Here is a 24,491-nt window from a genome sequence, read left to right as displayed (position 1 = left end):
TTTGATCGTGGTATTTGGGTTTTATTTTAAATTTTCTCTTCGTTTCTTAATAATTCTCTGAAAAGCAGACGGCGTAATTCCAGTCGTGTTTTTAAACTGCGTACTCAAATGCGCAACACTAGAGTAATTTAGTAAAAAAGCAATTTCGGTCAAACTCATTTCGTTAATAATAATCAGCTGTTTTGCTCTTTCAATTTTCTGCAAAATAATAAAGTTTTCAATAGAAGAGTATGTTACTTCAGAGAAAACATTAGATAAATATCCGTAACTGTGATTTAGCTTCTCTGCCAAAAACACAGAACTTTTGTAATTATTGTTGTCATCCATAAATACAAGCTCAATAATAGCATCTTTTATTTTTTGAACCAAGACACTTTTTTGATTTTCAACTACTTCAAAACCGCACGGAGCCAAATTGGTTTTTAAATTCTCCAGTGCTTCGGCATCAAGATTGTCTTCAATCTCAATTTCGCCAAATCCCAGAGTAGTAAAATTTATATTATTTTGTTCCAGGTTTTGTTTTAAATAAAGAGAGCAAATAGTGTTAATGTCGAACTTTATAAATAGTTTCATTTTATAGAAATTTGGTTAAAGATACTTATTTTATTTGTTGTTTTTGCTTTTAAATGATATAGAATTACAAGTAAATGTGATTTTAAAATAATTTTTTCAAAAAAATACCGTCTAATATTTTTACTAGACGGTATTTCCCTGATTGAGTTGCAAGGATTTACAAATCTGACAGGATTTGATGAAATTCTTCTTTTGTTTTTCCCAGTTTCTGCTGAAGTCTTCCATACATTTCGTCTTCTTTTCCTTCAGCAAACATCAAATCGTCATCTGTTAATTCAGCATATTTTTGCTTTAATTTTCCTTTTAACTCATTCCAGTTTCCTTTTATTTCTGTAGTATTCATGATGTCTCTTTTTATATTTATTTGTATTGTAAAATTGCAATTTATCTGCCAGCTTTGTGTTACATTTATTTTTCTGACTGTTGCATAATTTTCATTTTTTTTAAAACTACTCCTGATATCTTCTCAGAATCCAAGCCATTTTTTCGTGTTGCTGCAACAATCCAGTTACAAAATCTGCAGAACCGGCATCGTTGGTTTCGTCTTCAAAAACAGGGAGATAACCTCTAAATTCTGTTATAAGCTGTTCATGATTTTCTAAAAGTTCAGATAGCATATTTTTTTGCGAAGCATATTCTTTTGGAGATTCTTTTATGGTAGAATTGTCTATAAACTCTTTCATTGTACCAATTGTTTTTTCTCCTAATTGATTAATGCGTTCTGCGACTTCATCAATATTTGCTTCCAGAATGCGATATTGTTCTTCAAACAATTTGTGAAGTTCCATAAAACTATTTCCAGAAATATTCCAGTGAAATTTTCTCGTTTTTACATATAATGTCATCTCGTTAGATAAAATCGTAGCAAGAATAGAAGCGCTCTTTTTTAAGTTTTTTGGCGTAATTCCGATATTTGGGCTCATAATTGTATTTTTAATGTTGTTTTTCAAAGATACTTTTCAAGAGTTTTTTCGCTTTACACAATTTTTAATAGATGTTGTAGAAATTCAATGTTAATTAAGAAAATTAGAAAATTAGAAAATGTGTCAATTGGAAATTGATTTAAAGACATCTATATATTTATTATCTAATTATTTAATTGGCACATTTTCTAATTATCATTTTGTAATTTTGCCGCACAAGCAAAACACAATATGACAACACAACAATTACACGAACAAATTCTTCAAAAAAAATCATTTTTATGCGTTGGCTTAGATCCAGATTTAGCAAAGATTCCACAGCATTTATTAGAAACCGAAGATCCTATTTTTGAGTTTAATAAAGCCATAATAGATGCTACACACGATCTGACTGTTGGATATAAACCTAACACCGCTTTTTTTGAAGCATACGGAATAAAAGGATGGATGTCTCTGCAAAAAACAATCAATTATATCAACGAAAATTATCCTGATATTTTTACAATTGCAGATGCGAAACGCGGCGACATCGGAAATACGTCTAGCATGTATGCGAAAGCTTTTTTTGAAGATTTGAATTTTGATAGTGTAACGGTTGCACCTTATATGGGAAAAGATTCTGTAGAACCTTTTCTAGCTTTCGAAAATAAACATACCATAATGCTGGCTTTGACTTCAAATGAAGGCGCTTTCGATTTCCAGACTTTAAATACAAACGGAAAAGAATTGTACAAACAAGTTTTGGAAACTTCTAAAACATGGAAAAACAGTGAAAACCTAATGTACGTTGTCGGAGCAACAAAAGCAGAATATTTTACAGAAATTAGAAAAATTGTTCCCGACAGTTTCTTATTGGTTCCTGGAATTGGAGCGCAAGGCGGAAGTTTGTCTGAAGTATGCAAATACGGAATGAATGATAAAGTTGGTCTTTTGGTGAATTCTGCACGAGCAATTATCTACGCTTCTAAAGGAACTGATTTCGCTGAAAAAGCTAGAGAAGAAGCTTTTAAAGTACAGCAAGAAATGGAAGAGATTATTAATTCTAAGTTTTAAGTTTAAATGTATTAGCCACGAATTCACGAATTTTTTTTAATTCGTGTAGATTTAACTTCTAATTTCACTAATTCCACACACAAAATTAAAAAAAAAGAAGTTCGTGAATTCGTGGCTAAAAAAACTTCTTCCAAATAAACATGAAACAATTCACAGATCAATTAGGAACGATTCATTCCTTTGAAAATACTCCAAAACGCATTATTTCGCTTGTTCCTTCGCAAACAGAATTATTATATGATTTAGGTCTCGAAGAAAAAATTATCGGAATAACGAAGTTTTGTGTGCATCCGTTTCATTTTAAATCAACCAAAAAGATTGTGGGAGGGACTAAGAAGATTCATTTTGAAAAAATAAAACTTCTAGAACCAGACATTATTATCTGTAATAAAGAAGAAAACACAGAAGAAATTGTAGCTCAACTGAGCGCAATTTGTCCAGTTTGGGTAACGAATATTGTTACCATTGAAGATAACTTTCAAATGATTTCAGATTTCGGTCAATTATTCAATTGCAGAACCGAAGCGCAAAAGTGGAATAACAAACTGGCTTTCGCCTTGAGCGATTTCAAAAATTATGTTCAAGATATAAAGGAAAAGAAAGCGGCTTATTTTATTTGGAAGAATCCTTATATGGTTGCAGGAAAAGATACTTATATAAATGAATTGCTAAAACTGAATCATTTTAAAAATATATACGAAGACAAAGGTCGTTATCCTGAAATTGAGTTAAAGAAAATGCGTCTGGAAGGCGATCCTGATATTGTTTTTCTTTCTTCAGAACCGTATCCTTTTAAAGAAGAAGATGCTTTTGAAATTGGAAGATTTACGCATCACGCCAAAACCATTTTCGTAGATGGAGAAATGTTTTCATGGCATGGAAGCCGACTTTTAAAAGCTTTTGCTTATTTTAAACTGCTTCACGAAAGGCTAAAAAAATAGTTTCAAGTTTTTTAGTTTCAAGTTTCAAGTTGCTTCACGATGCGATGATTTAACCGCAAGGAGCGCAAAGAATTTACGCAAGGTTCGCAAAGTTTTTTACACAAAGCTTTGCGAACCTTTGCGTTTTCTAAAACAAAGTAAAATTAAAAACTTGTGTGCTTTGCGGTTAAAAAAATATACTCAAAGTAGAGGAACTTGAAACCTTAAACGTGAAACAAAATAAACCAAACTTTGTAAAAAAAAATAATGCCGGCATCTCGAAGACGCCGGCATTTATTTAACTAACCAAAACCAAAATAATAAATAACCAGTTTATTACATTACAAATGTCCGATATAAATCAAGATTATGCTGTTAACGTCTTGTTATTACTTTGTTGGAGATAAGTTAATGTTCGTGAGATTGTGTTTTTTAACCGCAGAGAGCGCAAAGAATTACGCAAGGTTCGCAAAGTTTTTTTCCGCAAAGCTTTGCGAACTTTGCGATTTATAAGCACAAAGTAAGATTAAAAAACCTTTGCGCTCTTTGCGTTTAAATCACCGCAAAGATTAGGACACAAAGCTTTGCGAACTTTACGCTCACTAAAGACAAAGTAAAATAAAAAAACCTTGCGAACTTTGCGTTTAAATTATGCTCAAAGTAAAGCAAAACTTGAAACCTTAAACCTGAAACAAAACAAACTTTTATAAAAAAAGAATGCCGGCATCTCGAAGACGCCGGCATCATTTAACTAACCAAAACCAAAATAATAAATAACCAGTTTATTACATTACAAATGTCCGACATATATCAATTTTATGCTGTTAAGGTTTTGTTATTACTTTGTTGGTCATAAGTTAAGATTTGCCGAATCGCTGTTTTGAGCTTTCTGTAACGTAAAATAATTTTTGATTATTAAAATATAATAACAATCAATTTTGTTTATGAATATGGTAAGAATAAGTTTGTATATTTGATAAAACATTAAAAATCAGCAAAATGGAATCAAACAAAAAATTAACAACCGCAACAGGAACTCCCGTTCCAGACAATCAAAACATTCAAACAGCTGGACCTCGCGGACCCGTCTTATTACAAGATTTTTGGTTTTTAGAAAAGATGGCGCATTTTGACCGAGAAGTCATTCCCGAAAGAAGAATGCACGCCAAAGGATCTGGTGCTTACGGAACTTTTACTGTAACACATGATATTACCAAATATTCAAAAGCTGACTTATTTTCTGAAATTGGTAAAAAGACCGAAATGTTTGTGCGTTTTTCAACTGTTGCAGGAGAAAGAGGTGCTGCTGATGCCGAAAGAGACATACGTGGTTTTGCCATGAAATTTTACACAAACGAAGGAAATTGGGACTTGGTAGGTAATAATACGCCAGTTTTCTTTTTCCGTGACCCAATGAAATTTCCTGACTTGAACCATGCTGTAAAACGTGATCCAAAAACCAATTTAAGAAGTGCTGATAACAATTGGGATTTTTGGACATTATTGCCAGAAGCCTTACACCAAGTTACAATCGTAATGAGTGATAGAGGTATTCCGAGATCGTATAGAGAAATGCATGGATTTGGAAGCCATACATTTAGCTTTATTAATGCGCAAAACGAAAGACACTGGGTAAAATTCCACTTAGTTTCGCAACAAGGAATTGAGAATCTATCTGATGAAGAAGCTGCTTTATTAGTAGGACGAGACCGAGAAAGCCATCAAAGAGATTTATTTGATGCCATTGAAGAAGGAAACTTCCCAAAATGGAAAATGTTTGTTCAAATTATGTCAGAAGAACAGGCTAGAACATATCGTTTCCATCCATTCGATTTAACTAAAGTTTGGTTAAAAGGCGATTTTCCGTTAATTCCAGTTGGAGAATTCGAATTGAACAAAAATCCAGAAAACTATTTTGCAGAAGTAGAGCAGGCCGCTTTTAACCCAGCGCATGTGCCGCCTGGAATTGGTTTCTCTCCAGACAAAATGCTTCAAGGACGTTTATTCTCTTACGGAGATGCGCATCGCTACCGTTTAGGGGTAAACAATTATCAAATTCCAGTAAATGCGTCGAGATGTCCGTATAATACTTTCCACAGAGATGGAGGAATGCGTGTTGACGGAAATAATGGAGGCCGTAAACACTACGAACCAAATAGTTTTGGAGAATGGCAGGACACACCAGAATTAAAAGAACCGCCATTGGCAATTTACGGAGATGCTTATGCGCATAATTTTAGAGAAGACGATAACGATTATTTTACTCAACCAGGTTTATTATTCAACTTACTGACAGAAGAAAAGAAACAGCTTTTGTTTAAAAATACCGCTGGACAAGTAGGAGGAGCACAGAAATTTATTCAAGTTCGTCATATTAGAAATTGCTATAAAGCCGATCCAGCATACGGAGCAGGAGTAGCAAACGCTCTAGGAATGACAATGGAGGAAGTAAATGCTTTTGATGATCCAAGATTGAACATTGTTGCTCGTTAAGATGCAAAGAAACAAAGTGACAAAGAAACAAAGGTTTTTATACTAGATTTAAAAAGAAACCCGATAAGTATTTAACTTATCGGGTTTTATATTTTAGAACAGATATTTAAGATAGCCAATAAACTTTGTCTCTCTGTCACTTTGAACCTTTGTCCCTTAATTAAGAAAACACCACCGTCTTATTACTATACACCATAGTTTTTCTTTCGGCGTGGAGTTTAATGGCTCTTGCTAAGACAATTCGTTCTAAGTCACGGCCTTTCATGATAAAATCTTCTACCGAATGAATATGCGAAACTCTGGCAATATCTTGCTCAATGATCGGACCTTCGTCTAATTCTTCTGTAACGTAATGACTCGTTGCACCAATAATTTTCACGCCGCGCTTAAAAGCCGAGTGATACGGTTTTGCTCCCGGAAAAGCAGGCAAAAACGAATGGTGGATATTGATGATTTTATTTTCGTAAAGTGAAATCACTTTCGGAGTAACAATCTGCATGTAACGCGCTAAAACGATAAAATTGATCTGATATCTTTTCAGAAGCTCAATTTGTCTTGCTTCGCCCTCTTCTTTATTGTCTTTGGTAAAAGGAACATAATGAAACGGAATATCAAAACGTTCTGCAATTGATCGCAAATCATTATGATTGCTTATAATCATCGGAATTTCGACACCTAATTCATCTGCGCTATAACGCCCTAAAATGTCAAATAAACAGTGATCGTATTTAGAAACAAACAAAGCCATTTTAGGCTTCTGTTCCTGATTATACAAATCCCAAGACATGTTGAATTTAGAAGCAAGGGTTTTGTCAAAATCTTCTTTAAAGCTTTCAATTGCAATTTTAGAGTTTGCAAACTCACATTCCAATCTCATAAAGAAAACATTTTGCTCCACATCAACATGCTGGTCAATGTACGTAATGTTTCCTTCAACTTTGGCAATAAATGTTGTCACTGATGCAATAATTCCTTTTTGGTCCTTACAGTGAATTAAGATGGTTATTTTTTGCATTTTGGTTGGTTTTTTGGTTTTGTTAGCCACAAAGGCACTAAAACTCAAAGTTTTTTCTTAGAACCTTAGCCCCTTAGTACCTTAGCAGCTTAAAAAATTACTTCTTATCCTGCATAGCAAACACCTTTTGCAATAAAGGCGTTGTTCTTGCAGAAATATCATTTCGAATATCTTTTTCTTCAACAGCAATCATTTTAAAAACGCCAGTTAAAGCCTGATTAGTTGTATAATCTGTCAAATCTGGATTTACTTTTTTTACTAATGGAATTGTGTTGTATTTTGTTATAATTTTTGTCCAAACCGCATCGGCGCCTACTTTTGCAAAAGAGTTTTTTATCACAGGGCTAAATTTTCCGTACAAAGCAGTAGTTGTACTGTTTTGCAAGTAATTAGTAGCCGCATTGTCGCTTCCTAAAAGAATGTTTTTAGCATCTGTAAAAGTCATATTTTTTACAGCCGAAACAAAAATAGGAGTAGCTTCTTTTACAGCATCTTCTGCAGCGCGATTCAACATTTTGATTCCTTCATCTGCAAGAGAGCTTAATCCTACTTTACGAAGAGTTGCATCTACTTTTTGCAATTCTTCTGGCATTAAAATTTTGACCGCTTCATTTTTATAAAAGCCATCCACAGCAGTTAATTTGCTCACTTGTTCTGTAATTCCTTTATTTAGCGCTTCTTTTAAACCAGAAGCGATGTCAACACCGCCAACCTGCGAAGAGATTTGTGGTAATTGATTTAAAATTTGTGGCACCTGCGCACAAGAATTAAGTGAAAAAGCAACGGCTAATAATAAAATTTTTTTCATTTGGGAGTTTTAATTTAAGTTTCAAAAATACTACTTATTCAAAAATAAAGCCATTATTTTATTTGATGAGCAGAAACAATTTGTTTCATAATTAACACTTGTCCCGCTATTCGTTGCAATCTTTTGCTTTTTAAAGAAAAAAGCAAAAGGATTTCCACTACTATCGGGGCTAGAGAAGAACATTTGGTTTTATAAGAAACAAAAAAATCACCTTATAAAAATATAAGATGATTTTTAAAGGAAAGCTTTTAAAAACTAATTAATACGATAGTTTAGATTGCGGCTTGTAAATTGGCTTGTTGGTGTTTAAATCTTTTAATATAGTTTCAGTATAATCTTTCCCACCTTTTATGAGATAAAATAAAGATTTTAAGATATAAATCGGCGTGTACGGAAAAATTCTCCAGCTTGCCGATAAGTTCAAAAAAAAGTGCTTCAATGCATATTTAAAAGTGCCCTCATTCGGGCGTATAAAGTAAATGTTAGACTCTTTAATCCTTTTTACCATTTCAGAAATAATAAAAGGATACATTATAAATTTTCCTCCCTGCTGAATTAAAACGTTTATCTCAAACATTGTAAGACCTTCTATATTATTTGTTTTCATAATAGTTTAGATTTTAAACATTTATAAAAAAAATGGGGCTTGAATGTTATAGTGCAAAAAAAAGAAAATTCTAAAAACACGAGTACCCTTAAAAGATTTTAGAATAACACTTTACGGTATTGTTTTTGCCCATTTCTTAAAAATAATAGAGAGAATTCATCAAATCTAATTCTGATAAATTCTCTCTAAAATTATTGGCGTAAATTATTGATTTACAATAGCATTTTCTTGAAGTGGTTCACCATTTAAAATGGCATCTTTTTCATAAACATCTTGAAAGAAACCAACTTCGCCTTTTTCATTTACCAATGAGGTAAAATAAGTAATGTAAATCGGTACTTTTTTAGACAGTTTAAAACTGTTTTCTACTTTACCCGCCATAGCTTTATCAATTTTTGCTTGAGTCCATTCCGGATAATCTTGCAGCATCGCAACAGCTAATTCTTTAGCCATTTTCACATTAATACATCCGTGGCTGAACGTTCTTTTTTCAAAATCGAATAAAGTTTTAGATGGCGTATCGTGCATATAAATGTCATCAGGATTTGGAAACATAAATTTTACTAATCCTAAAGAGTTTTCTGGTCCTGGTTTTTGTCTTACTTGACCGTTAACCATTTCCATGTTTTTCTCTGCAAGATAATTTGGATCTGCAGCAATTTTAGATTTCAATTCGTTTTGTACAATACTTTGCGGTACGGTCCAATACGGACTAAAAACGATTCTGTCAATTTCTCCATCAAAAATGGTGGTTTTAGTTAAAGGTGCTCCAACAAATACAGGTGAAGTCAATTGCACTTTTCCGTTTTTTACATAAACCAATTCGAAAGAAGGTACATTTACCAAAACATACTCATCGCTTGCAGCAATTTTGGCAGCAATTTCACGGCATCTTTCCATGTTCAATTTTAAAGTGGCAACCTTATCTTCTAGCGGAATATTCATTTCGTTAATATGTTCCTCTGCCAAAATATAATTTGGTTTAAAACCGTTACGAACTTTATATTTCATTACAGCATCCATCAATTCACGATCGTAAACATCGCTTTTAGAATCGGTTTTTAAATCTCCTAATAAATACAAACGGGTTCTAACTTGTGCAATTGTACTTGAAACAGCATCTGGGCGCAACTCTTTGTATGGAGTTTCTGCTGGAACAATAGGTTTCCATTTGCGTGATTTTTCTAATTTTTTATATTTTTTTAGAACATCTTGCAATTTATAGTATTGCTCATATTCCACTTTTGCATCAGATGCAACCGCTGTTGTTTCTTCTAAAGTGCTGTAGTTTAAAAAATCTTTCAACATAGCATCATAAGCTAGTCTTTTCTTATCAGCATTACTTTTTTTGGTGTAAACCACATATAATGAACTCAAAAGCATATCTGCATCTGTTTGAGAAAGCGTACTTTTATCTGATGAAGCACTAAATAATTGGTCAATTTCTTTTTGATAAGGAATTACCAAATCATTTGTTTTTTTTGCTTTTTCATATAAAACAGATCCAAATTCGTTGATTTCGTCTTCATCAAACCAGATGGTTCCTAGAGTTCTGGTTTTATACAGAGACATTACCTCTGATTTATATTTTTTCAAATCCGAGTATCTTTTAAAGAAGTCGTTTGAAACTTCGTTTACATCATCATTGTTATGGTAAACGGTTAAATGGTTTGAAGCTTTATATGTATGGTTCTTGTTTTCAATTTTGTTAAAAGAAAATACAAAAAAACTCAAACTTAAAATTACGGTGAATGAATAAAATGTTCTCATTTTTTTAATTTTTACGTTATTACTTTTTACGTAAGTTTTTGGTAAAAATTTGGGGCTTTTCTACAATGCTAAATTAATTTAGGAGTGCTCTAAACACGTTTTCTTATTTTATTTAAATGTTGCGAAATTGCCATGTCTTTAAGCTTTCTTTAACTATATCAATTAGTTAGCAGATTTGTTACCCCTAAAGGCTACGAAATCGATTTATTTTTGTTAACATAAAGCTATAGTCTTAATCAAATATTAAAATATTTTGTACATTGGTCGCTTAAAATTATCATATTCATAAAATGGAACAACAAATACCATATATTCCTAAAAATAAAGTAAGAATTGTTACTGCTGCTTCGCTTTTTGACGGACATGATGCTGCCATCAATATTATGCGCCGTATTATCCAGTCTACAGGTGTAGAGGTGATTCATTTGGGTCATGATCGAAGCGTTGAAGAAGTGGTAAATACCGCCATTCAAGAAGATGCCAATGCTATTGCCATGACTTCTTATCAAGGCGGACACAATGAATACTTTAAATATATGTATGATCTGCTTCGCGAAAAAGGAGCGGGACACATTAAAATCTTCGGAGGTGGTGGAGGAGTAATTCTTCCTAGCGAAATTGAAGAACTGCATGAGTATGGTATTACCAGAATATATTCTCCAGATGACGGCCGTTCTTTAGGACTTCAAGGAATGATTAATGATTTGGTACAACGTGCCGATTTCCCGATTGGAGATAAACTGAACGGAGAAATCGATCATATCGAAAATAAAGTGCCAACCGCAATCGCGCGTTTAATTTCGTCTGCTGAAAATTTCCCTGAAATTGCAAAACCCGTTTTCGATCAGATTCACGAAAATAATACAACTTCTAAAATTCCAGTTTTGGGAATTACAGGAACAGGAGGAGCAGGAAAATCTTCTTTAGTTGACGAATTGGTTCGCCGTTTCTTGATTGATTTTCCAGAAAAAACAATCGGATTGGTTTCTGTCGATCCTTCGAAAAGAAAAACTGGAGGTGCGCTTTTAGGAGACAGAATCCGTATGAATGCCATTAATAATCCGAGAGTTTATATGCGTTCGTTGGCTACGCGTCAGTCAAACTTGGCTTTATCTAAATATGTAGCCGAAGCGATTCAGGTTTTGAAAGCCGCAAAATACGATTTGATTATTCTGGAAACTTCAGGAATTGGGCAGTCTGATACTGAAATTATGGATCATTCTGACGTTTCTTTATATGTAATGACACCAGAATTTGGTGCTGCAACGCAATTGGAGAAAATCGATATGCTTGATTTTGCCGATTTAGTGGCGCTGAACAAATTTGATAAACGTGGCGCTTTAGACGCTTTGCGCGATGTTAAAAAGCAATATCAGAGAAACCATAATCTTTGGGATAAAAATCCAGACGAAATGCCAGTTTTCGGAACGATTGCTTCGCAGTTTAACGATCCGGGAATGAATACGCTTTATAAAGCGATTATGGATAAAGTGGCAGAAAAAACCGATTCTGATTTGAAATCGACTTTTGAAATCACTAAAGAAATGAGTGAAAAGATATTTGTGATTCCGCCAGGAAGAACAAGATATCTTTCTGAAATTGCTGAGAATAACAGAAATTATGATGAGATTGCAATTGCACAGAAAAAAGTAGCACAGAAATTATACGGAATCTTCAAAACCATAGAATCGGTTTCTGGAAAAGTCCCGCAGATTATAAAAGCAGGAATCGACGACGATAGCGTCTTCCTGAGCGGAGTCGAAGGACTTAGAGCTGCCGAAACACACGATGAAAATAGAATCTTTTTAAACCTATTACTAAATCAGTTTGATAAAGTAAAAATGGATTTAGATCCGTACAATTGGGAAATTATTCTGAATTGGGCAGATAAAGTAGCAAAATATAAAAATCCAGTTTACAGCTTTAAAGTTCGCGATAAGGAAATCAAAATCGCGACACATTCTGAAAGTTTATCGCATTTACAGATTCCGAAAATTGCTTTGCCTAAATATGAAGGCTGGGGCGATATTCTGCGTTGGAATTTACAGGAAAATGTTCCCGGAGAATTTCCATTTGCTTCTGGCTTGTATCCGTTTAAACGTGAAGGCGAAGACCCATCAAGAATGTTTGCGGGCGAGGGCGGACCAGAAAGAACAAATAAACGTTTTCATTATGTAAGTGCGGGAATGCCAGCCAAACGTCTTTCTACGGCTTTTGATAGTGTAACTCTTTACGGAAACGATCCAGATTTGCGTCCAGATATTTATGGGAAAATCGGAAATGCCGGAGTTTCAATCTGCTGTTTGGATGATGCTAAAAAACTATATTCAGGTTTCGATTTGGTTCATGCTTTAACATCTGTAAGTATGACGATTAACGGACCAGCGCCAATGCTTCTTGGTTTCTTTATGAATGCCGCAATCGATCAGCAATGTGAGATTTACATCAAAGAAAATGGTTTAGAAAAAGAAATCGAAGCGAAAATTACCAAATTATATAAAGAAAGAGGAATCGAAAGACCGAAATACCAAGGAGAACTTCCAGCTGGAAACAACGGTTTGGGATTAATGCTTTTGGGTGTTACGGGAGATCAGGTTTTACCTTTGGAGGTTTATAACGAAATAAAGGTAAAAACACTTTCACAAGTTCGTGGAACCGTTCAGGCCGATATTTTAAAAGAAGATCAGGCGCAGAATACCTGTATTTTCTCGACCGAATTTGCGTTGCGATTAATGGGAGACGTTCAGGAATATTTTATTACGAAGAACGTTCGTAATTTCTATTCGGTTTCCATTTCTGGATATCATATTGCAGAAGCGGGAGCGAACCCAATTACGCAATTGGCGTTTACGCTTTCAAATGGTTTCACTTACGTGGAATATTATTTGAGCCGTGGAATGAATATCAACGATTTCGGACCAAACTTATCATTCTTCTTTTCGAATGGAGTAGATCCAGAATATTCAGTTATTGGGCGTGTGGCTCGTAAAATCTGGGCAAAAGCCATGAAGTTAAAGTACGGAGCCAACGAAAGAGCACAAATGCTGAAATACCATATTCAGACTTCTGGACGTTCTTTACACGCGCAGGAGATTGATTTTAACGATATTAGAACAACGTTACAGGCTTTGTATGCGATTTATGACAACTGTAATTCATTGCACACAAACGCGTACGACGAAGCGATTACAACACCTACAGAAGAATCAGTTCGTAGAGCCATGGCGATTCAGCTGATTATTAATAAAGAATTAGGTTTAGCGAAAAACGAAAACCCAATTCAAGGTTCGTTCATCATCGAAGAATTAACCGATTTAGTTGAAGAAGCTGTATTACAAGAATTCGACAGAATTACAGAAAGAGGAGGCGTTTTAGGCGCGATGGAAACAATGTACCAGCGTTCTAAAATTCAAGAAGAAAGTTTGTATTACGAAACCTTAAAGCACAATGGAGATTTCCCAATTGTAGGTGTCAATACTTTCTTGAGTTCAAAAGGCTCGCCAACCGTAATTCCGGCTGAGGTAATTCGTGCCACAGAAGAAGAAAAACAATACCAAATTACCATGTTGGATAATCTTCATAATTTCCACGAAGCAAAAGTAAACGAGCATTTAAACCAATTACAAGAAGCCGCCATTAAAAACGAAAACTTATTCGATTATTTAATGGAAGCTACAAAGGTTTGTTCGTTAGGGCAGATTACTTCGGCGTTGTTTGAAGTTGGTGGGCAGTATAGAAGGAATATGTAAGATTTTATTTTTTAATAGATTTATGGAAAAACCTCTCAATTTTTTGAGAGGTTTTTTTAGCTTTTCTCATAAATATGTAATACACCTTCAATATCTAAGAGATACATCCGATTATTATTAAACCTTATAGATTTAATCTTATCTGCGTCTTCTATATGATTAATCAATTCATAATACCCATCATGAGGATTTATCGCTATAACAAAAGATTTTCCAGAGTCATAAACTCTATACCATAATAATCCGTCATGATAAACCACTTCATATCCAGACGCCCAATATGTTTTTCCTTTGTAATCGAAATTTGGTAGACTTGCATTCTCTCTGCCATAATCGAACATTGTTCCATCATCTAAATTGATTTTGTATAGTGACAAACTACTACATACATAGCCTATATTATCAACAATTTCGATAGTTAAAGCATATGTTTTTGTTGTCCAATTAACTTTTCCAGTAGTAATATCGATACTAGAAATCCCATTATTAGATGCAACTATTATAGCGTTTTTGTAAACTTTTAATTGTTTTATTTCACTTTCATTTCCAGTATAAAATATTGTGTTTATGTTTAATTTCCATATTTCTTTATTATCTAATGTAAAGACACCTATTAAACCTTTAGTACTTCTATATGATACAATTAAATCTTCTGACACGAACAATTGTACAAAGCCGAAACCTAAAGTTACAGGCATTTTTTTTAGAATCTTATTTGTTTTCAAATCAATCAACAAATAATATTCTAAATGGTCTACTTCACCATAACAAATGTATTTTGAATTAAATCTTTCTCCTTTAATATGTAGAATATAATCTAATGTATTTAGATTATAAAAAGAATCATTTAAATCCAAACTATACGACAAAATGGCTTTTTGATTTGTTAGGATTATATGATCTTTAAATAATTCAAAATCATAAGCAGTAAATTCTTTAAAAGAGTCCTTGATAGAAAAATTATTATCAAGTAATGTCAAAAAAGCTTCTTTATAATTTCCTTTTAAAAGAATTATTTCATCATTATGAAATTGGTATTTTAGTACTTCTTTTATTCTAGTTAAATATGTATACATTATTATTGGCGATTATAAAGATTTTACTAAAAATGAATTCGTTCTAATTCTTTTTCAAATATTTGATCTACTACTCTACGCTAGTTCAAATTTACTTGTGTATTCAAAGATAGGTTTATTTGTATGTAAGAAATTAATAATTTGCCTTAATTGTGCTAGAAGAGAGGAGAAATCATATTTGAGATTAGATAATTAAAATTGCCAATCTTTGTAGAGTTTCTCGCGAAGATTTTTCCTCCGTCGAAATGACAAGATTGTGGAATATTATCTTAAAAAATAAAAAACCTCTCATTTCTGAGAGGTGCATATATCTATTTTCAAGTTCTATTAAACTTAACTTTTTCTTGATGTTTTTGGTTTTCGTTTTAATTTTTCGATAAGAGCATCGGCTTTTGCATTTTCAGAAATAAAACGTAAAGATTCTGCGTAACGATAATAATAAACGGGATCTAAATCTGTGGTTAAAGCGAAGAGTTTAGTATACCATTCGGCAGCTTTTTCTAGTTCACATTGAGAATAAGAAGAATTTCCTAGTTTTTGAAATAAGTCGACAGATTTATAGCCTTTGGCAGCCACTTTTTCGTAGGTTTTTATAACATCGACATACGCGTATTTTTCGCCGACTTTGTCAGTTTTATAAAAGGTCTCATTTTGCGCAGTTGCACGAAATGAAAATACGATTAGCGGTACTAAAATGGCTAGTTTTTTCTGCATTGGTTTTAGTTTGACTTGTGGTATTTAATCGTATTTTGAATTGTTTTTGAATTTTTTTTTCACTGCAAAAAAACAGCTATCAGCAATAATAAACTGCATTTTTTTATTTTTATTATATGCTTAATACATTTTTTGCTGTACAAATATATGTAAATCAGGAACATAAAATGTTTTTGAACGATGTTTTTATAATTTCGTCGATTTTATAATGTATTAAAAATCAATTGATTTTGTTTCGTTCAGATTTAATATAACAACTTTATACTGCTAAAGAATATCAGGATGACTATAAAAAAATATCTGAATAAAATAGAATCTTTACAGAGTGAAAAAAATACAATTGTGTATTCTGATAATGCTGATTTGGAGTTTTACGTTCAAAAAATAAAACAAAATAGTGAGGAGCTGTCTTTTACTCTCGATATTTTTTTAAAGAAACGAAATTCAGAAACCACGATATTAAATTATGAGATAATAAAACTGTTTGAAAATAAGTTAGGATTGCTTTTTTTGGAAGAAGAAGCTGGAAATGTTTGTTTTGCCAACAGGGACGAAGTGCGAGAAGAATATCGGCAGAGTTTTAAATTGATGGATCTGTTGGATTACATTTATGCTTTTGCACATTCTTCTGTTTTTGCAGTATTTCAAAAAATAATTATACCATCAGAAACGGAACTTTTTTGGAAATTGGTAAAAATAGCGTCGAGTTTAAGAGAGGAATATAAATAAAAAAAGCAGCTCCTGGTACGAGCTGCTTTTAATTTGTAGGGGCAAAAAATTAACGACGGAAAGATGGACTCTGGTTAACAGATTGGTCTAACTTTACTGTCTTAACTTTTTTAGCAGCAACTTTGATTTCGTGTTTCGCAACTTTGTCGTTTGCTTTCACTTCAAGAACATAAGTTCCAGCAGGAAAACTTTCTAAACTAATTGTTTTTGAAACTTCTAACTTGTCTGCTGCAGATTCTCCCGCATAAAGTAAGTTGTGATTCTCGTCGTAGATAGAGAAAGATGCATTTTCTACAGTGTCTAAAGTAAAGCTAACTACTTTTCCGTTTCCTGTTTTGATATTTAAAATGTAATCACCTTTTCCGTCTAAGGCATAGGTAAACACAGTCGCTAAAAAAAAGGCAGCAACTAAACCAGCTTTGGTAAATTTTGTCATGTTTTTTTTAAATTGTTAATTACTAAATGTGGAACGCGTAAAACTACAAATACAAATTTAATTTTTAGCAATAAATTAGCAATTTTAAATGCTTAAGTTGTTGAATTGTAATTATTTCTGTACTTTGTTTGAACTATGTACGTAATTACTGGGATTGCGGTTTTTTGAATTTTGAATTTTTTTTAAGTGTTTTAAAAGCACTTATTTAATTAATAAGAATACTTTCCTAAAATCAACCCAGAGTATATTTGTCATTACTATTAGAAACAAAAAAAACAGCTCGATAACCTCACAGAGCTGTTTTCTTTAAACGTAATTTCAATTTTTTCTAACCTTAATTATACCTTTTGTGTATAATTCTTAGCGTGCAGCTACACTTGAATTTTTAGCAAAACCTGATTTGTAAACTGAAGAAATTGCATTTTTAGATAAAACGGCATTATCAGTAATTGTAATCTCATATTTTGCTTTTTTTACATTGTCTTCTACTTCTAAGAAATAAGTTCCTTCAGGAAATTCTTCTAAACTGAAAGTTCTTAAAATACCATCTTTACCAGATGCGCTTTCAGAGTAAATTAAAGTTCCGTCTTTGTCATAAATAGCTAAATTGGCTTTCGGTACTTTGTTAAGTGCGAAAGTGATCAGTTTTCCATTAGCTTTTAATACATGAAGATTAAATTCTCCATTTCCATCAATTGCGTAAGTGCTTATTCCTGTGAAAAGCAACGCTGCTACTAAACTCAATTTTGCAATCTTTTTCATGGTACTTAGTTTTTAAATTATTAGTTCTAATTCTCTGATGCTAAATTACTTATATAGTACTGTGAAAAATGCAACTGTATTTTCTGATTTCTATGCTATATTCTCATTTACGAAACCGTTATAGGTTAAAATTTGAATTATATTTATCGTTTTTGTTAATTAGGTTATTATTTTCTAACGTTTTTATTGATTTTAACTTTACAACGGGTTAAGGATTTCTTTACAAAAAAGCGAGTAAATTTAACCGCAAAGTTCGCAAAGGTTTTACGCAGAGTACGCTAAGTTTTTTTTGAGGAAATTTTATAAATAAAAAAGTTCGCAAAGCTATATGGATAAAGCTTTGCATTCTTTGCACTATTTTTTTTGGATTGTGTGTTTAACCGCAAAGTTCGCAAAGGTTTTACGCAGAGCACGCTAAGTTTTTTGAAGGAATTTTATAAATAAAAAAGTTCGCAAAGCTATATGGATAAAGCTTTGCGAACTTTTGCGTTTATATGCATAATTTTAAAATAAAATCTTTGCGAATCTCTGCGAAACCTTTGTGTGTCTCTGTGAAATAAATCCTTCATAAAAAGCAAAAAAAAAACAGCTCAATAACCACAAAGAGCTGTTTTTAAAACTTTTGAAAGTTTTTAAACTTACTAACTATCTAACCTCACTTTTATACTTTATGAAAGCATAACTTTTTTAGCGTGTTGCAACGCTTGTATTTTTGTCAAAACCTGCTTTGTAAACAGAAGAAACTGCTTTTTGAGTTAAAACAGAAACATCATCGCTTACTACTATTTCGTATTTTGCTTTTTTTGTATTGTCTTCTACTTCTAAGAAGTATGTTCCTTCTGGAAATTCTTCTAGGCTAAAAGTTCTTAAAATTCCGTCTTTACCTGAAGCGCTTTCAGAGTAAATTAGAGTTCCTTCTTTGTCATAAATAGCTAAGTTGGCTTTTTGAGTTTGGTTAAGACCAAAAGTGATCAATTTTCCATTAGCTTTAATTACGTGCAGATTAAAATCTGCTTCTCCATCAATTGCATATGTGCTTATTCCTGTGAAAAGCAATGCTGCTACTAAACTCAATCTAATAATCTTTTTCATGGTATTTAGTTTTTAAATTAATAGTTCTAATTCTCTGATGCTAAATTACTTCTGTTGTAAGTAAAAAAGCACAACTGTATTTTCTTATTTCTATGCTATATTCTCATTTACGAAACCGTTATAGGTTAAAATTTGAATTATATTTATCGTTTTAGCTAAATCGATTATTATTTTTCAACGTTTTTGATGATTTTTAATTTACATTGAGGTAAAGATTTGTTTAAAAATGTAGGAATTTTTGAAAAGCTTCTAAGATGCTAAGGAGCTGAGCTTCTAAGTTTATTAAGTTTGGATGTTTTAACGCAGAGGGCGCAGAGTTTTTTACGCAAAGAGCGCAAAGTTTTTTGAGAGAACTTTATAAATAAAGAAGTTCGCAAAGCTTAATGGATACAGCTTTGTGAACTTTGTGTTTTTATATGCGTAATCTTTAAAATAAAAATCCTTGCGTTCTTTGCGTAAATTATTTTATTTGGATTGTGTGTTTTAGCGCAAAGTTCGCGGAGGTTTTTCGCGGAGGGCGCTAAGTTTTTTGAGAATTTTATAAATAAAAAAGTTCACAAAGCTGTATGGATAAAGCTTTGCGAACTTTACGTAAATTATTTTATTTGGCTTGTGTGTTTTAGCGCAAAGTTCGCGGAGGTTTTTCGCAGAGGGCGCTAAGTTTTTTGAGGAATTTTATAAATAAAAAAGCTCACAAAGCTGTATGGATAAAGCTTTGCGTTCTTTGCGTAAATTATTTTATTTGGCTTGAGTGTTTTAGCGCAAAGTTCGCGGAGGTTTTTCGCAGAGGACGCTAAGTTTTTTGAGAATTTTATAAATTAAAAAGTTCACAAAGCTATATGGATAAAGCTTAGCGAACTTTGTATTTTATGTGCGTAATTTTTAAAATAAAAATCTTTGCGAAATCTCTGCGAAACCTTTGTGTATCTCTGTGAAACAAATCCTTCATAAAAAAGCAAAAAAAAACAGCTCAGTAACCACAAAGAGCTGTTTTTAAAACTTTTGAAAGTTTTTAACTTACTAACTATCTAACCTCACTTTTTATACTGTATTAGAGTATAAAATTTTAAGTGCCGTGAAGAATTGCACTTAACCTTAATATTTTCTTAGTTTAATGAAGTAGTTCCTTTTGAAGACAAAGTAGAACTATCTGCATTTACTGTAATGTCGTATTTTACTTTTTTGAAGCTATCAGCAACTTCTAAAATATATTTTCCTTGTGGAAATTCTTCTAAACTGAAAGTTCTTAAGATTCCAGTTTTACCAGAAGCGTTTTCAGTGTAAAGTAAATTTCCATTTGTATCATATATACTGATAACCGCTTTCTGTAATTGATTAATTCCAAAAGCAATTACCTTGCCATTTCCTTTTAATACATGAAGATTTAATGCTTCATTTCCATCAATTGCATAAGTACTCATTCCTGTTAGAAGTACTGCACATACTAAACTTAATTTCATAATCTTTTTCATATTCTATAGTATTAAATTTTTTTCTTTCATTTCTCTGATGCAAAGTTATAGCAGCATGTGTGGTATTTTAACATCTATATTTTCCAATTTATATGCTATATTCTCATTTACGAAACCGTTATATGTTAAAATTTGGCTTTAATGTTGTGTTTTTGTTAATTTGATTGTTTTTCTTCAAAGTTTTTCAAAAACCGCATACTTCATAAAATTTCCATTTTTCTTACAATTTTTAACATATTTATATAAAATCAGGTTTTAAATAGGATAAATAGAAAAAAAGTCAAGAAAAAAAATAAGACCCTAAAAAAAATTGGATTTTGATATAGATTTCTCAGTGTTAAGAACGTTATTTTAATGTAAAATTCGCATTTACGAAACCGTTATAGGTTAAAATTTAAATTATTTTAGGTGTTTTTGTTAAATTTGCTATTATTTTTTAAAGAAATTATCATGAAGACTATTGCCCCAGCTCTTGAAGTGATAACTAACTCATACGGAAGTTCTTTTACCTACGCTAAACACGCCGAAAAGACCAATAGTAAAGCTCATTTATGGCACTATCATCCAGAAATTGAGTTGGTTTATATAAATGGCGGCGCAGGAAAAAGACAAATAGGAAGCCATGTTTCTTATTATACCAATGGTAGTTTACTTTTAATAGGAGCTAATTTGCCGCATTGCGGTTTTACAAATGAGCAGACAGGAAATACAACTGAAACTGTAATTCATATAAAACCTGAATTTTTAGGTAGCGATTTTTTTGTTGCTCCCGAAATGAAAAGGGTGCAGAATATTTTGAAACAGGCTAAAGGCGGAATTGCTTTTGGCGGTGAAACAAAAAAACGTATAGGAAAGAAAATTGAAATGATGGAAAACGAACCGCCATTTCAAAGACTTATAACGCTTTTGAGTGTTTTAGACGAATTGGAATCGGCTCAGGAATATACCATTTTAAATGCCGACGGATTTTCGATGGAGCTTCAAACTCAGGATAACGATCGTATGAATGTGGTTTTCAATTTTGTGAAAGATCATTTTCAAGAATCGATTTCTATAGATGAGGTTTCGAGTCTGGTGAGTATGACAACACCTTCTTTCTGCCGTTATTTTAAGAAAATTTCAAACAAAACATTTACGGAATTTGTAAATGAATATCGTTTGGTCCACGCTTCTAAGCTTTTGGCAGAACAGCCAATGAGTATTAATGAAGTTTGTTTCGAAAGTGGATTTAATAATTTCAGCCACTTTAGTAAATCATTCAAACAATATACGGGTAAGAGTGCATCGCAATACCGACACGAGCATAAAATTATAATTAGCTAGTTTTTTTAGCTGGGATTTTTTTTAGCCGCGAATTCACGAATTAATTTAAAAAAATCGTGAATTCGTGGCTAATTTTTTTACGCCATAATTAGATTTTTTATCTGCAGAATCTCCAAAATCTGCGAGAGTAATTTTATATGCTCTCGCAGATTTAGCAGATCGAGCAGATTTTTATTTTTTTGCTATTGGGAAATCAGATTTTTTTAGATTCTTAAGGATTACTGACTACAAATGTCAATTAGTGAAATTATGAGTGATAAATTACACAAAGTATTTAAAATAAAATTCGTGAATTAGTGGCTATCTTTTTAAGCACAAACCACAAGTCGGATTTTTCATATATTTTATTCTGAAAAAAGTTATATTTACAAACCCTAATCAGAAAAAATATCAAAAATGAAAAAAATCAAAATGCTATTGTCTGCATTGTTACTTTGTCTAACCACTATGACATACGCTGCAAAAGTAGACACTTTACAAGTTGCCAGCACCGCTATGGGAAAAACCTATAAAGCTGCGGTAGTTTTGCCAAATTCTTATGCAAAAAGCAAATCTAAATTTCCTGTTATGTACCTGCTGCATGGCGCTTACGGACATTTTGGCGATTGGCTTAAAAATACTCCAAACAAAAAATTGGTTCATAATCTGGCAGATCAATACAATATGATTATTGTAATGCCAGAAGGAGAAACGTTTAGTTTTTATTTGGATAGTCCCGTAAACAAAGAAAGTCAGTTTGAGACTTTTATTACGCAAGAGGTAATTCAGAAAGTAGATAAAACCTATAAAACAATTGCAGGCAAAAGTGGAAGAGTAATTACTGGACTTTCAATGGGCGGACATGGAGCTTTATATTTATCTACAAGACATCCTGATTTATTTTGTGCAGCGGGAAGTATGAGTGGGGCAGTAGATATGGGAACGATGTTAAACAGAGAGTCATCTGCTCAAGTTGTAAAATTAATGCAGCCGGTTTTTGGAGATAAAAGCGGTAATACTGAATTATATGAACAGAATGCAGTAATCGGAATGATTGATAAAATAAAGGCAAATAAATTACCACTTATTATAGATTGTGGTGTAGATGATTTTTTAATTGAACCCAACAGAGAATTGCACAGAAGATTGGTTTATTCTAAAGTAGATCATGATTATACAGAAAGACCAGGGGCGCATACTTGGGAATATTGGGAAAATTCGCTTCCGTATCACGCCTTGTTTTTTAATAAAATACTAGCTAAGAATCAGCTTGGTACAAAAAAATAAAGATATTTTTATTTGAAAATAAGCCAAATCGCTTTTTTTGGTTTAATTTTTGGAATACCTTTATAGTATAATCCTTAAAAAAATAAAATTATGAAAAAGATACTTACCTTATTTGCAGTTATCGGTTTAATTGCATTTTCTAGCTGTGAAGGACCAGAAGGGCCTCCGGGACCTGCGGGAGAAGTTGCTCCAGTTATTGATGTGAATAATGTTAACTTTGCTTCGAATGGAGATGGAGAAGTTATAGACTTTGGTTTTACCCTTTTTCCAGGAGATGTAGTTTTGGCTTATAGAGCAACAGGGACAGCAAATGGAAGTACTGTTTGGAGCCCAATTCCAGAATCACATTATTATGATGATGGGACTTTATTTTTTACTTATAAATTTAATTTTAGCCGAGTAGATTTTGAACTTTATCTAGAGGGATTTGAATTGAATACAGTACCAGCTGATTTAAGAAATAATCAAAAATTTCGTATTGTAGTTGTTCCTGGTGAAGATCCTAGAATTAGTAATAAATCAGTTAATTTAAAAACATTAGACTATAATACTGTTATTGCAAAATATAATATAGATGACAGTAAGGTTAAAACAATTAATTTATAATTGAAAAACTTATATTGGATAAAAAAAGGAAATCAACACTAACGATTTCCTTTTTTTTATACATATATGTTTCTGAAAACTATTCTTTATCAGAATCTGTCAATATTTTTTCCTTTCCAAATTTCAGAGAAACTAAGATTCCAACTAAAAGAGATAAAGCTATAAATCCTAAAGAAGCCCATTCTGGAACGTGGAAGAAATCATGAAGCAGCATTTTTAATCCGACGAAAGCTAAAATAGCTACTAAGCTATATTCTAAATAACTGAATTTTGCCAGCATATTTGCTAAGAAGAAATACATAGAACGTAATCCTAGAATAGCAAAAATATTAGAACTAAATACTAAAAACGGATCTGAAGTAATGGCTAAAATTGCAGGAACACTATCAACTGCAAAAAGAACATCCATAACTTCAATCACAATCAGCGCCACAAATAAAGGCGTTGCAGCTTTCTTTGCAGTTTTCGTAGAAATAAAAAATTTCTCTCCATCCATTTCTGCAGTAATCGGCATAACTTTTCCTAAAGCTTTGTAAATAAAAGAGTCTTTTGGGTGAAAATCTTCTTCTTCGCCAGAAAATAGCATTTTTAACGCGGTGAAAATCAGGAATATTCCAAATACATAAGTCGTCCAGCTAAATTTATTGATTAGCATTACTCCAAAGAAAATCATCAATCCACGGAAAACGATGGCTCCGAGAATTCCCCAGAATAATACGCGGTGCTGGTATTTTTGCGGAATTTTAAATGAAGCAAAAATAATAGCTATAACAAAAATATTATCGACACTCAGCGAAAGTTCAATCAAATAACCCGTAATAAACTTCATCGAAGCTACGGCTGGTTTTAAGTTGTCTGGATTTGCAATATAATCTGTAGTATAAAGCCAGTAGATTACTCCTGAGAATAAAAAAGATAAGGTAACCCAAACGAGTGTCCATTTGCTGGCTTCTTTAGTACTAATAATATGTGGTGTTTTGTTAAAGACGCCTAAGTCTAAAGCAAGAATAAAAACTACAGCAAGTAAAAAGATAATCCAGACTATCATAATGGTTTTTGTTTAAATGATATACAAAGATAGCTTTTGATGTTAAACTTCAAAAA

Annotated in this window: 22 protein-coding genes; 8 read left to right on the top strand and 14 right to left on the bottom strand. The window is 32.4% G+C overall.

The annotated features are described in order from the left end of the window. Positions 1-21: 21 nt before the first annotated feature. The 3 genes from ACWA1F_RS09520 to ACWA1F_RS09510 all read right to left on the bottom strand — a co-directional run bounded on the left by ACWA1F_RS09520 (position 22) and on the right by ACWA1F_RS09510 (position 1,496). Entirely contained in the window at positions 22-573 is a 552-nt protein-coding gene (locus tag ACWA1F_RS09520; protein ID WP_306156812.1) for a helix-turn-helix domain-containing protein, read from the bottom strand. 157 nt (positions 574-730) lie between these two features. Next, entirely contained in the window at positions 731-916 is a 186-nt protein-coding gene (locus tag ACWA1F_RS09515) for a CsbD family protein (protein ID WP_012024385.1), read from the bottom strand. Between the two features lie 106 nt (positions 917-1,022). Further along, the gene (locus ACWA1F_RS09510; protein WP_306156805.1) at positions 1,023-1,496 is read right to left on the bottom strand and encodes a Dps family protein; all 474 of its coding nucleotides are present in this window, start codon (positions 1,494-1,496) and stop codon (positions 1,023-1,025) included. 231 nt (positions 1,497-1,727) lie between these two features. Here ACWA1F_RS09510 and pyrF point away from each other — a divergent pair, with 231 nt between their 5' ends. The 3 genes from pyrF to ACWA1F_RS09495 all read left to right on the top strand — a co-directional run bounded on the left by pyrF (position 1,728) and on the right by ACWA1F_RS09495 (position 5,962). Next, on the top strand, positions 1,728-2,549 hold the full coding sequence (gene pyrF, locus ACWA1F_RS09505; protein ID WP_456893551.1) for an orotidine-5'-phosphate decarboxylase: 822 nt from the start codon (positions 1,728-1,730) through the stop codon (positions 2,547-2,549). A gap of 140 nt (positions 2,550-2,689) precedes the next feature. After that, the gene (locus tag ACWA1F_RS09500) at positions 2,690-3,490 is read left to right on the top strand and encodes an ABC transporter substrate-binding protein (protein WP_456893550.1); all 801 of its coding nucleotides are present in this window, start codon (positions 2,690-2,692) and stop codon (positions 3,488-3,490) included. A gap of 978 nt (positions 3,491-4,468) precedes the next feature. Next, positions 4,469-5,962, top strand: coding sequence for a catalase (locus tag ACWA1F_RS09495; protein WP_456893549.1), 1,494 nt, complete (start codon positions 4,469-4,471; stop codon positions 5,960-5,962). A gap of 160 nt (positions 5,963-6,122) precedes the next feature. On the opposite strand, the gene purU is transcribed toward ACWA1F_RS09495, so the two are convergent. From purU to ACWA1F_RS09475, 4 genes are all read right to left on the bottom strand, one after another. Then, positions 6,123-6,977, bottom strand: coding sequence for a formyltetrahydrofolate deformylase (gene purU, locus ACWA1F_RS09490; protein WP_456893548.1), 855 nt, complete (start codon positions 6,975-6,977; stop codon positions 6,123-6,125). A gap of 97 nt (positions 6,978-7,074) precedes the next feature. Next, on the bottom strand, positions 7,075-7,785 hold the full coding sequence (locus tag ACWA1F_RS09485; protein WP_456893547.1) for a DUF4197 domain-containing protein: 711 nt from the start codon (positions 7,783-7,785) through the stop codon (positions 7,075-7,077). A 259-nt stretch (positions 7,786-8,044) separates the two neighbouring features. Further along, positions 8,045-8,392 carry a hypothetical protein gene (locus ACWA1F_RS09480; protein ID WP_456893546.1) on the bottom strand — a complete coding sequence of 116 codons (348 nt, stop codon included), beginning with the start codon at positions 8,390-8,392 and terminating at the stop codon, positions 8,045-8,047. A gap of 204 nt (positions 8,393-8,596) precedes the next feature. Beyond that, entirely contained in the window at positions 8,597-10,162 is a 1,566-nt protein-coding gene (locus ACWA1F_RS09475) for a L,D-transpeptidase family protein (RefSeq protein ID WP_456893545.1), read from the bottom strand. 290 nt (positions 10,163-10,452) lie between these two features. On the opposite strand from ACWA1F_RS09475, the gene ACWA1F_RS09470 reads away from it, so the two are divergent. After that, entirely contained in the window at positions 10,453-13,911 is a 3,459-nt protein-coding gene (locus ACWA1F_RS09470) for a methylmalonyl-CoA mutase family protein (protein WP_456893544.1), read from the top strand. Positions 13,912-13,967: 56 nt separating this feature from the next. On the opposite strand, the gene ACWA1F_RS09465 is transcribed toward ACWA1F_RS09470, so the two are convergent. Both ACWA1F_RS09465 and ACWA1F_RS09460 read right to left on the bottom strand, forming a co-directional pair. After that, on the bottom strand, positions 13,968-14,987 hold the full coding sequence (locus ACWA1F_RS09465) for a hypothetical protein (protein ID WP_456893543.1): 1,020 nt from the start codon (positions 14,985-14,987) through the stop codon (positions 13,968-13,970). Between the two features lie 333 nt (positions 14,988-15,320). Beyond that, positions 15,321-15,701: a tetratricopeptide repeat protein gene (locus ACWA1F_RS09460; protein ID WP_456893542.1), complete on the bottom strand. Its 381-nt coding sequence runs from the start codon at positions 15,699-15,701 to the stop codon at positions 15,321-15,323. A gap of 282 nt (positions 15,702-15,983) precedes the next feature. On the opposite strand from ACWA1F_RS09460, the gene ACWA1F_RS09455 reads away from it, so the two are divergent. Next, entirely contained in the window at positions 15,984-16,430 is a 447-nt protein-coding gene (locus tag ACWA1F_RS09455) for a hypothetical protein (protein ID WP_456893541.1), read from the top strand. 49 nt (positions 16,431-16,479) lie between these two features. On the opposite strand, the gene ACWA1F_RS09450 is transcribed toward ACWA1F_RS09455, so the two are convergent. The 4 genes from ACWA1F_RS09450 to ACWA1F_RS09435 all read right to left on the bottom strand — a co-directional run bounded on the left by ACWA1F_RS09450 (position 16,480) and on the right by ACWA1F_RS09435 (position 20,192). Next, the gene (locus ACWA1F_RS09450; protein ID WP_306156779.1) at positions 16,480-16,866 is read right to left on the bottom strand and encodes a secretion protein; all 387 of its coding nucleotides are present in this window, start codon (positions 16,864-16,866) and stop codon (positions 16,480-16,482) included. Positions 16,867-17,226: 360 nt separating this feature from the next. After that, positions 17,227-17,628 carry a secretion protein gene (locus ACWA1F_RS09445; RefSeq protein ID WP_306156777.1) on the bottom strand — a complete coding sequence of 134 codons (402 nt, stop codon included), beginning with the start codon at positions 17,626-17,628 and terminating at the stop codon, positions 17,227-17,229. Between the two features lie 687 nt (positions 17,629-18,315). Beyond that, positions 18,316-18,720, bottom strand: coding sequence for a T9SS type A sorting domain-containing protein (locus ACWA1F_RS09440; protein ID WP_456893540.1), 405 nt, complete (start codon positions 18,718-18,720; stop codon positions 18,316-18,318). Between the two features lie 1,106 nt (positions 18,721-19,826). Then, positions 19,827-20,192: a T9SS type A sorting domain-containing protein gene (locus tag ACWA1F_RS09435; RefSeq protein ID WP_456893539.1), complete on the bottom strand. Its 366-nt coding sequence runs from the start codon at positions 20,190-20,192 to the stop codon at positions 19,827-19,829. Between the two features lie 450 nt (positions 20,193-20,642). On the opposite strand from ACWA1F_RS09435, the gene ACWA1F_RS09430 reads away from it, so the two are divergent. The 3 genes from ACWA1F_RS09430 to ACWA1F_RS09420 all read left to right on the top strand — a co-directional run bounded on the left by ACWA1F_RS09430 (position 20,643) and on the right by ACWA1F_RS09420 (position 23,387). Beyond that, positions 20,643-21,515, top strand: coding sequence for an AraC family transcriptional regulator (locus ACWA1F_RS09430; RefSeq protein ID WP_306156771.1), 873 nt, complete (start codon positions 20,643-20,645; stop codon positions 21,513-21,515). A gap of 396 nt (positions 21,516-21,911) precedes the next feature. Continuing rightward, the gene (locus ACWA1F_RS09425) at positions 21,912-22,781 is read left to right on the top strand and encodes an alpha/beta hydrolase (protein ID WP_456893538.1); all 870 of its coding nucleotides are present in this window, start codon (positions 21,912-21,914) and stop codon (positions 22,779-22,781) included. A 90-nt stretch (positions 22,782-22,871) separates the two neighbouring features. Next, positions 22,872-23,387: a hypothetical protein gene (locus ACWA1F_RS09420; protein ID WP_456893537.1), complete on the top strand. Its 516-nt coding sequence runs from the start codon at positions 22,872-22,874 to the stop codon at positions 23,385-23,387. Between the two features lie 79 nt (positions 23,388-23,466). Here the strand turns inward: ACWA1F_RS09420 and ACWA1F_RS09415 are convergent, their stop codons facing one another. Then, positions 23,467-24,435: a TerC family protein gene (locus ACWA1F_RS09415; RefSeq protein WP_306156766.1), complete on the bottom strand. Its 969-nt coding sequence runs from the start codon at positions 24,433-24,435 to the stop codon at positions 23,467-23,469. Positions 24,436-24,491 lie beyond the last annotated feature (56 nt).

This window comes from Flavobacterium erigeronis (genome assembly GCF_054075165.1).
Note: the sequence above shows the minus strand (reverse complement) of the source record. Positions and strands in the feature narration are given on the sequence as shown.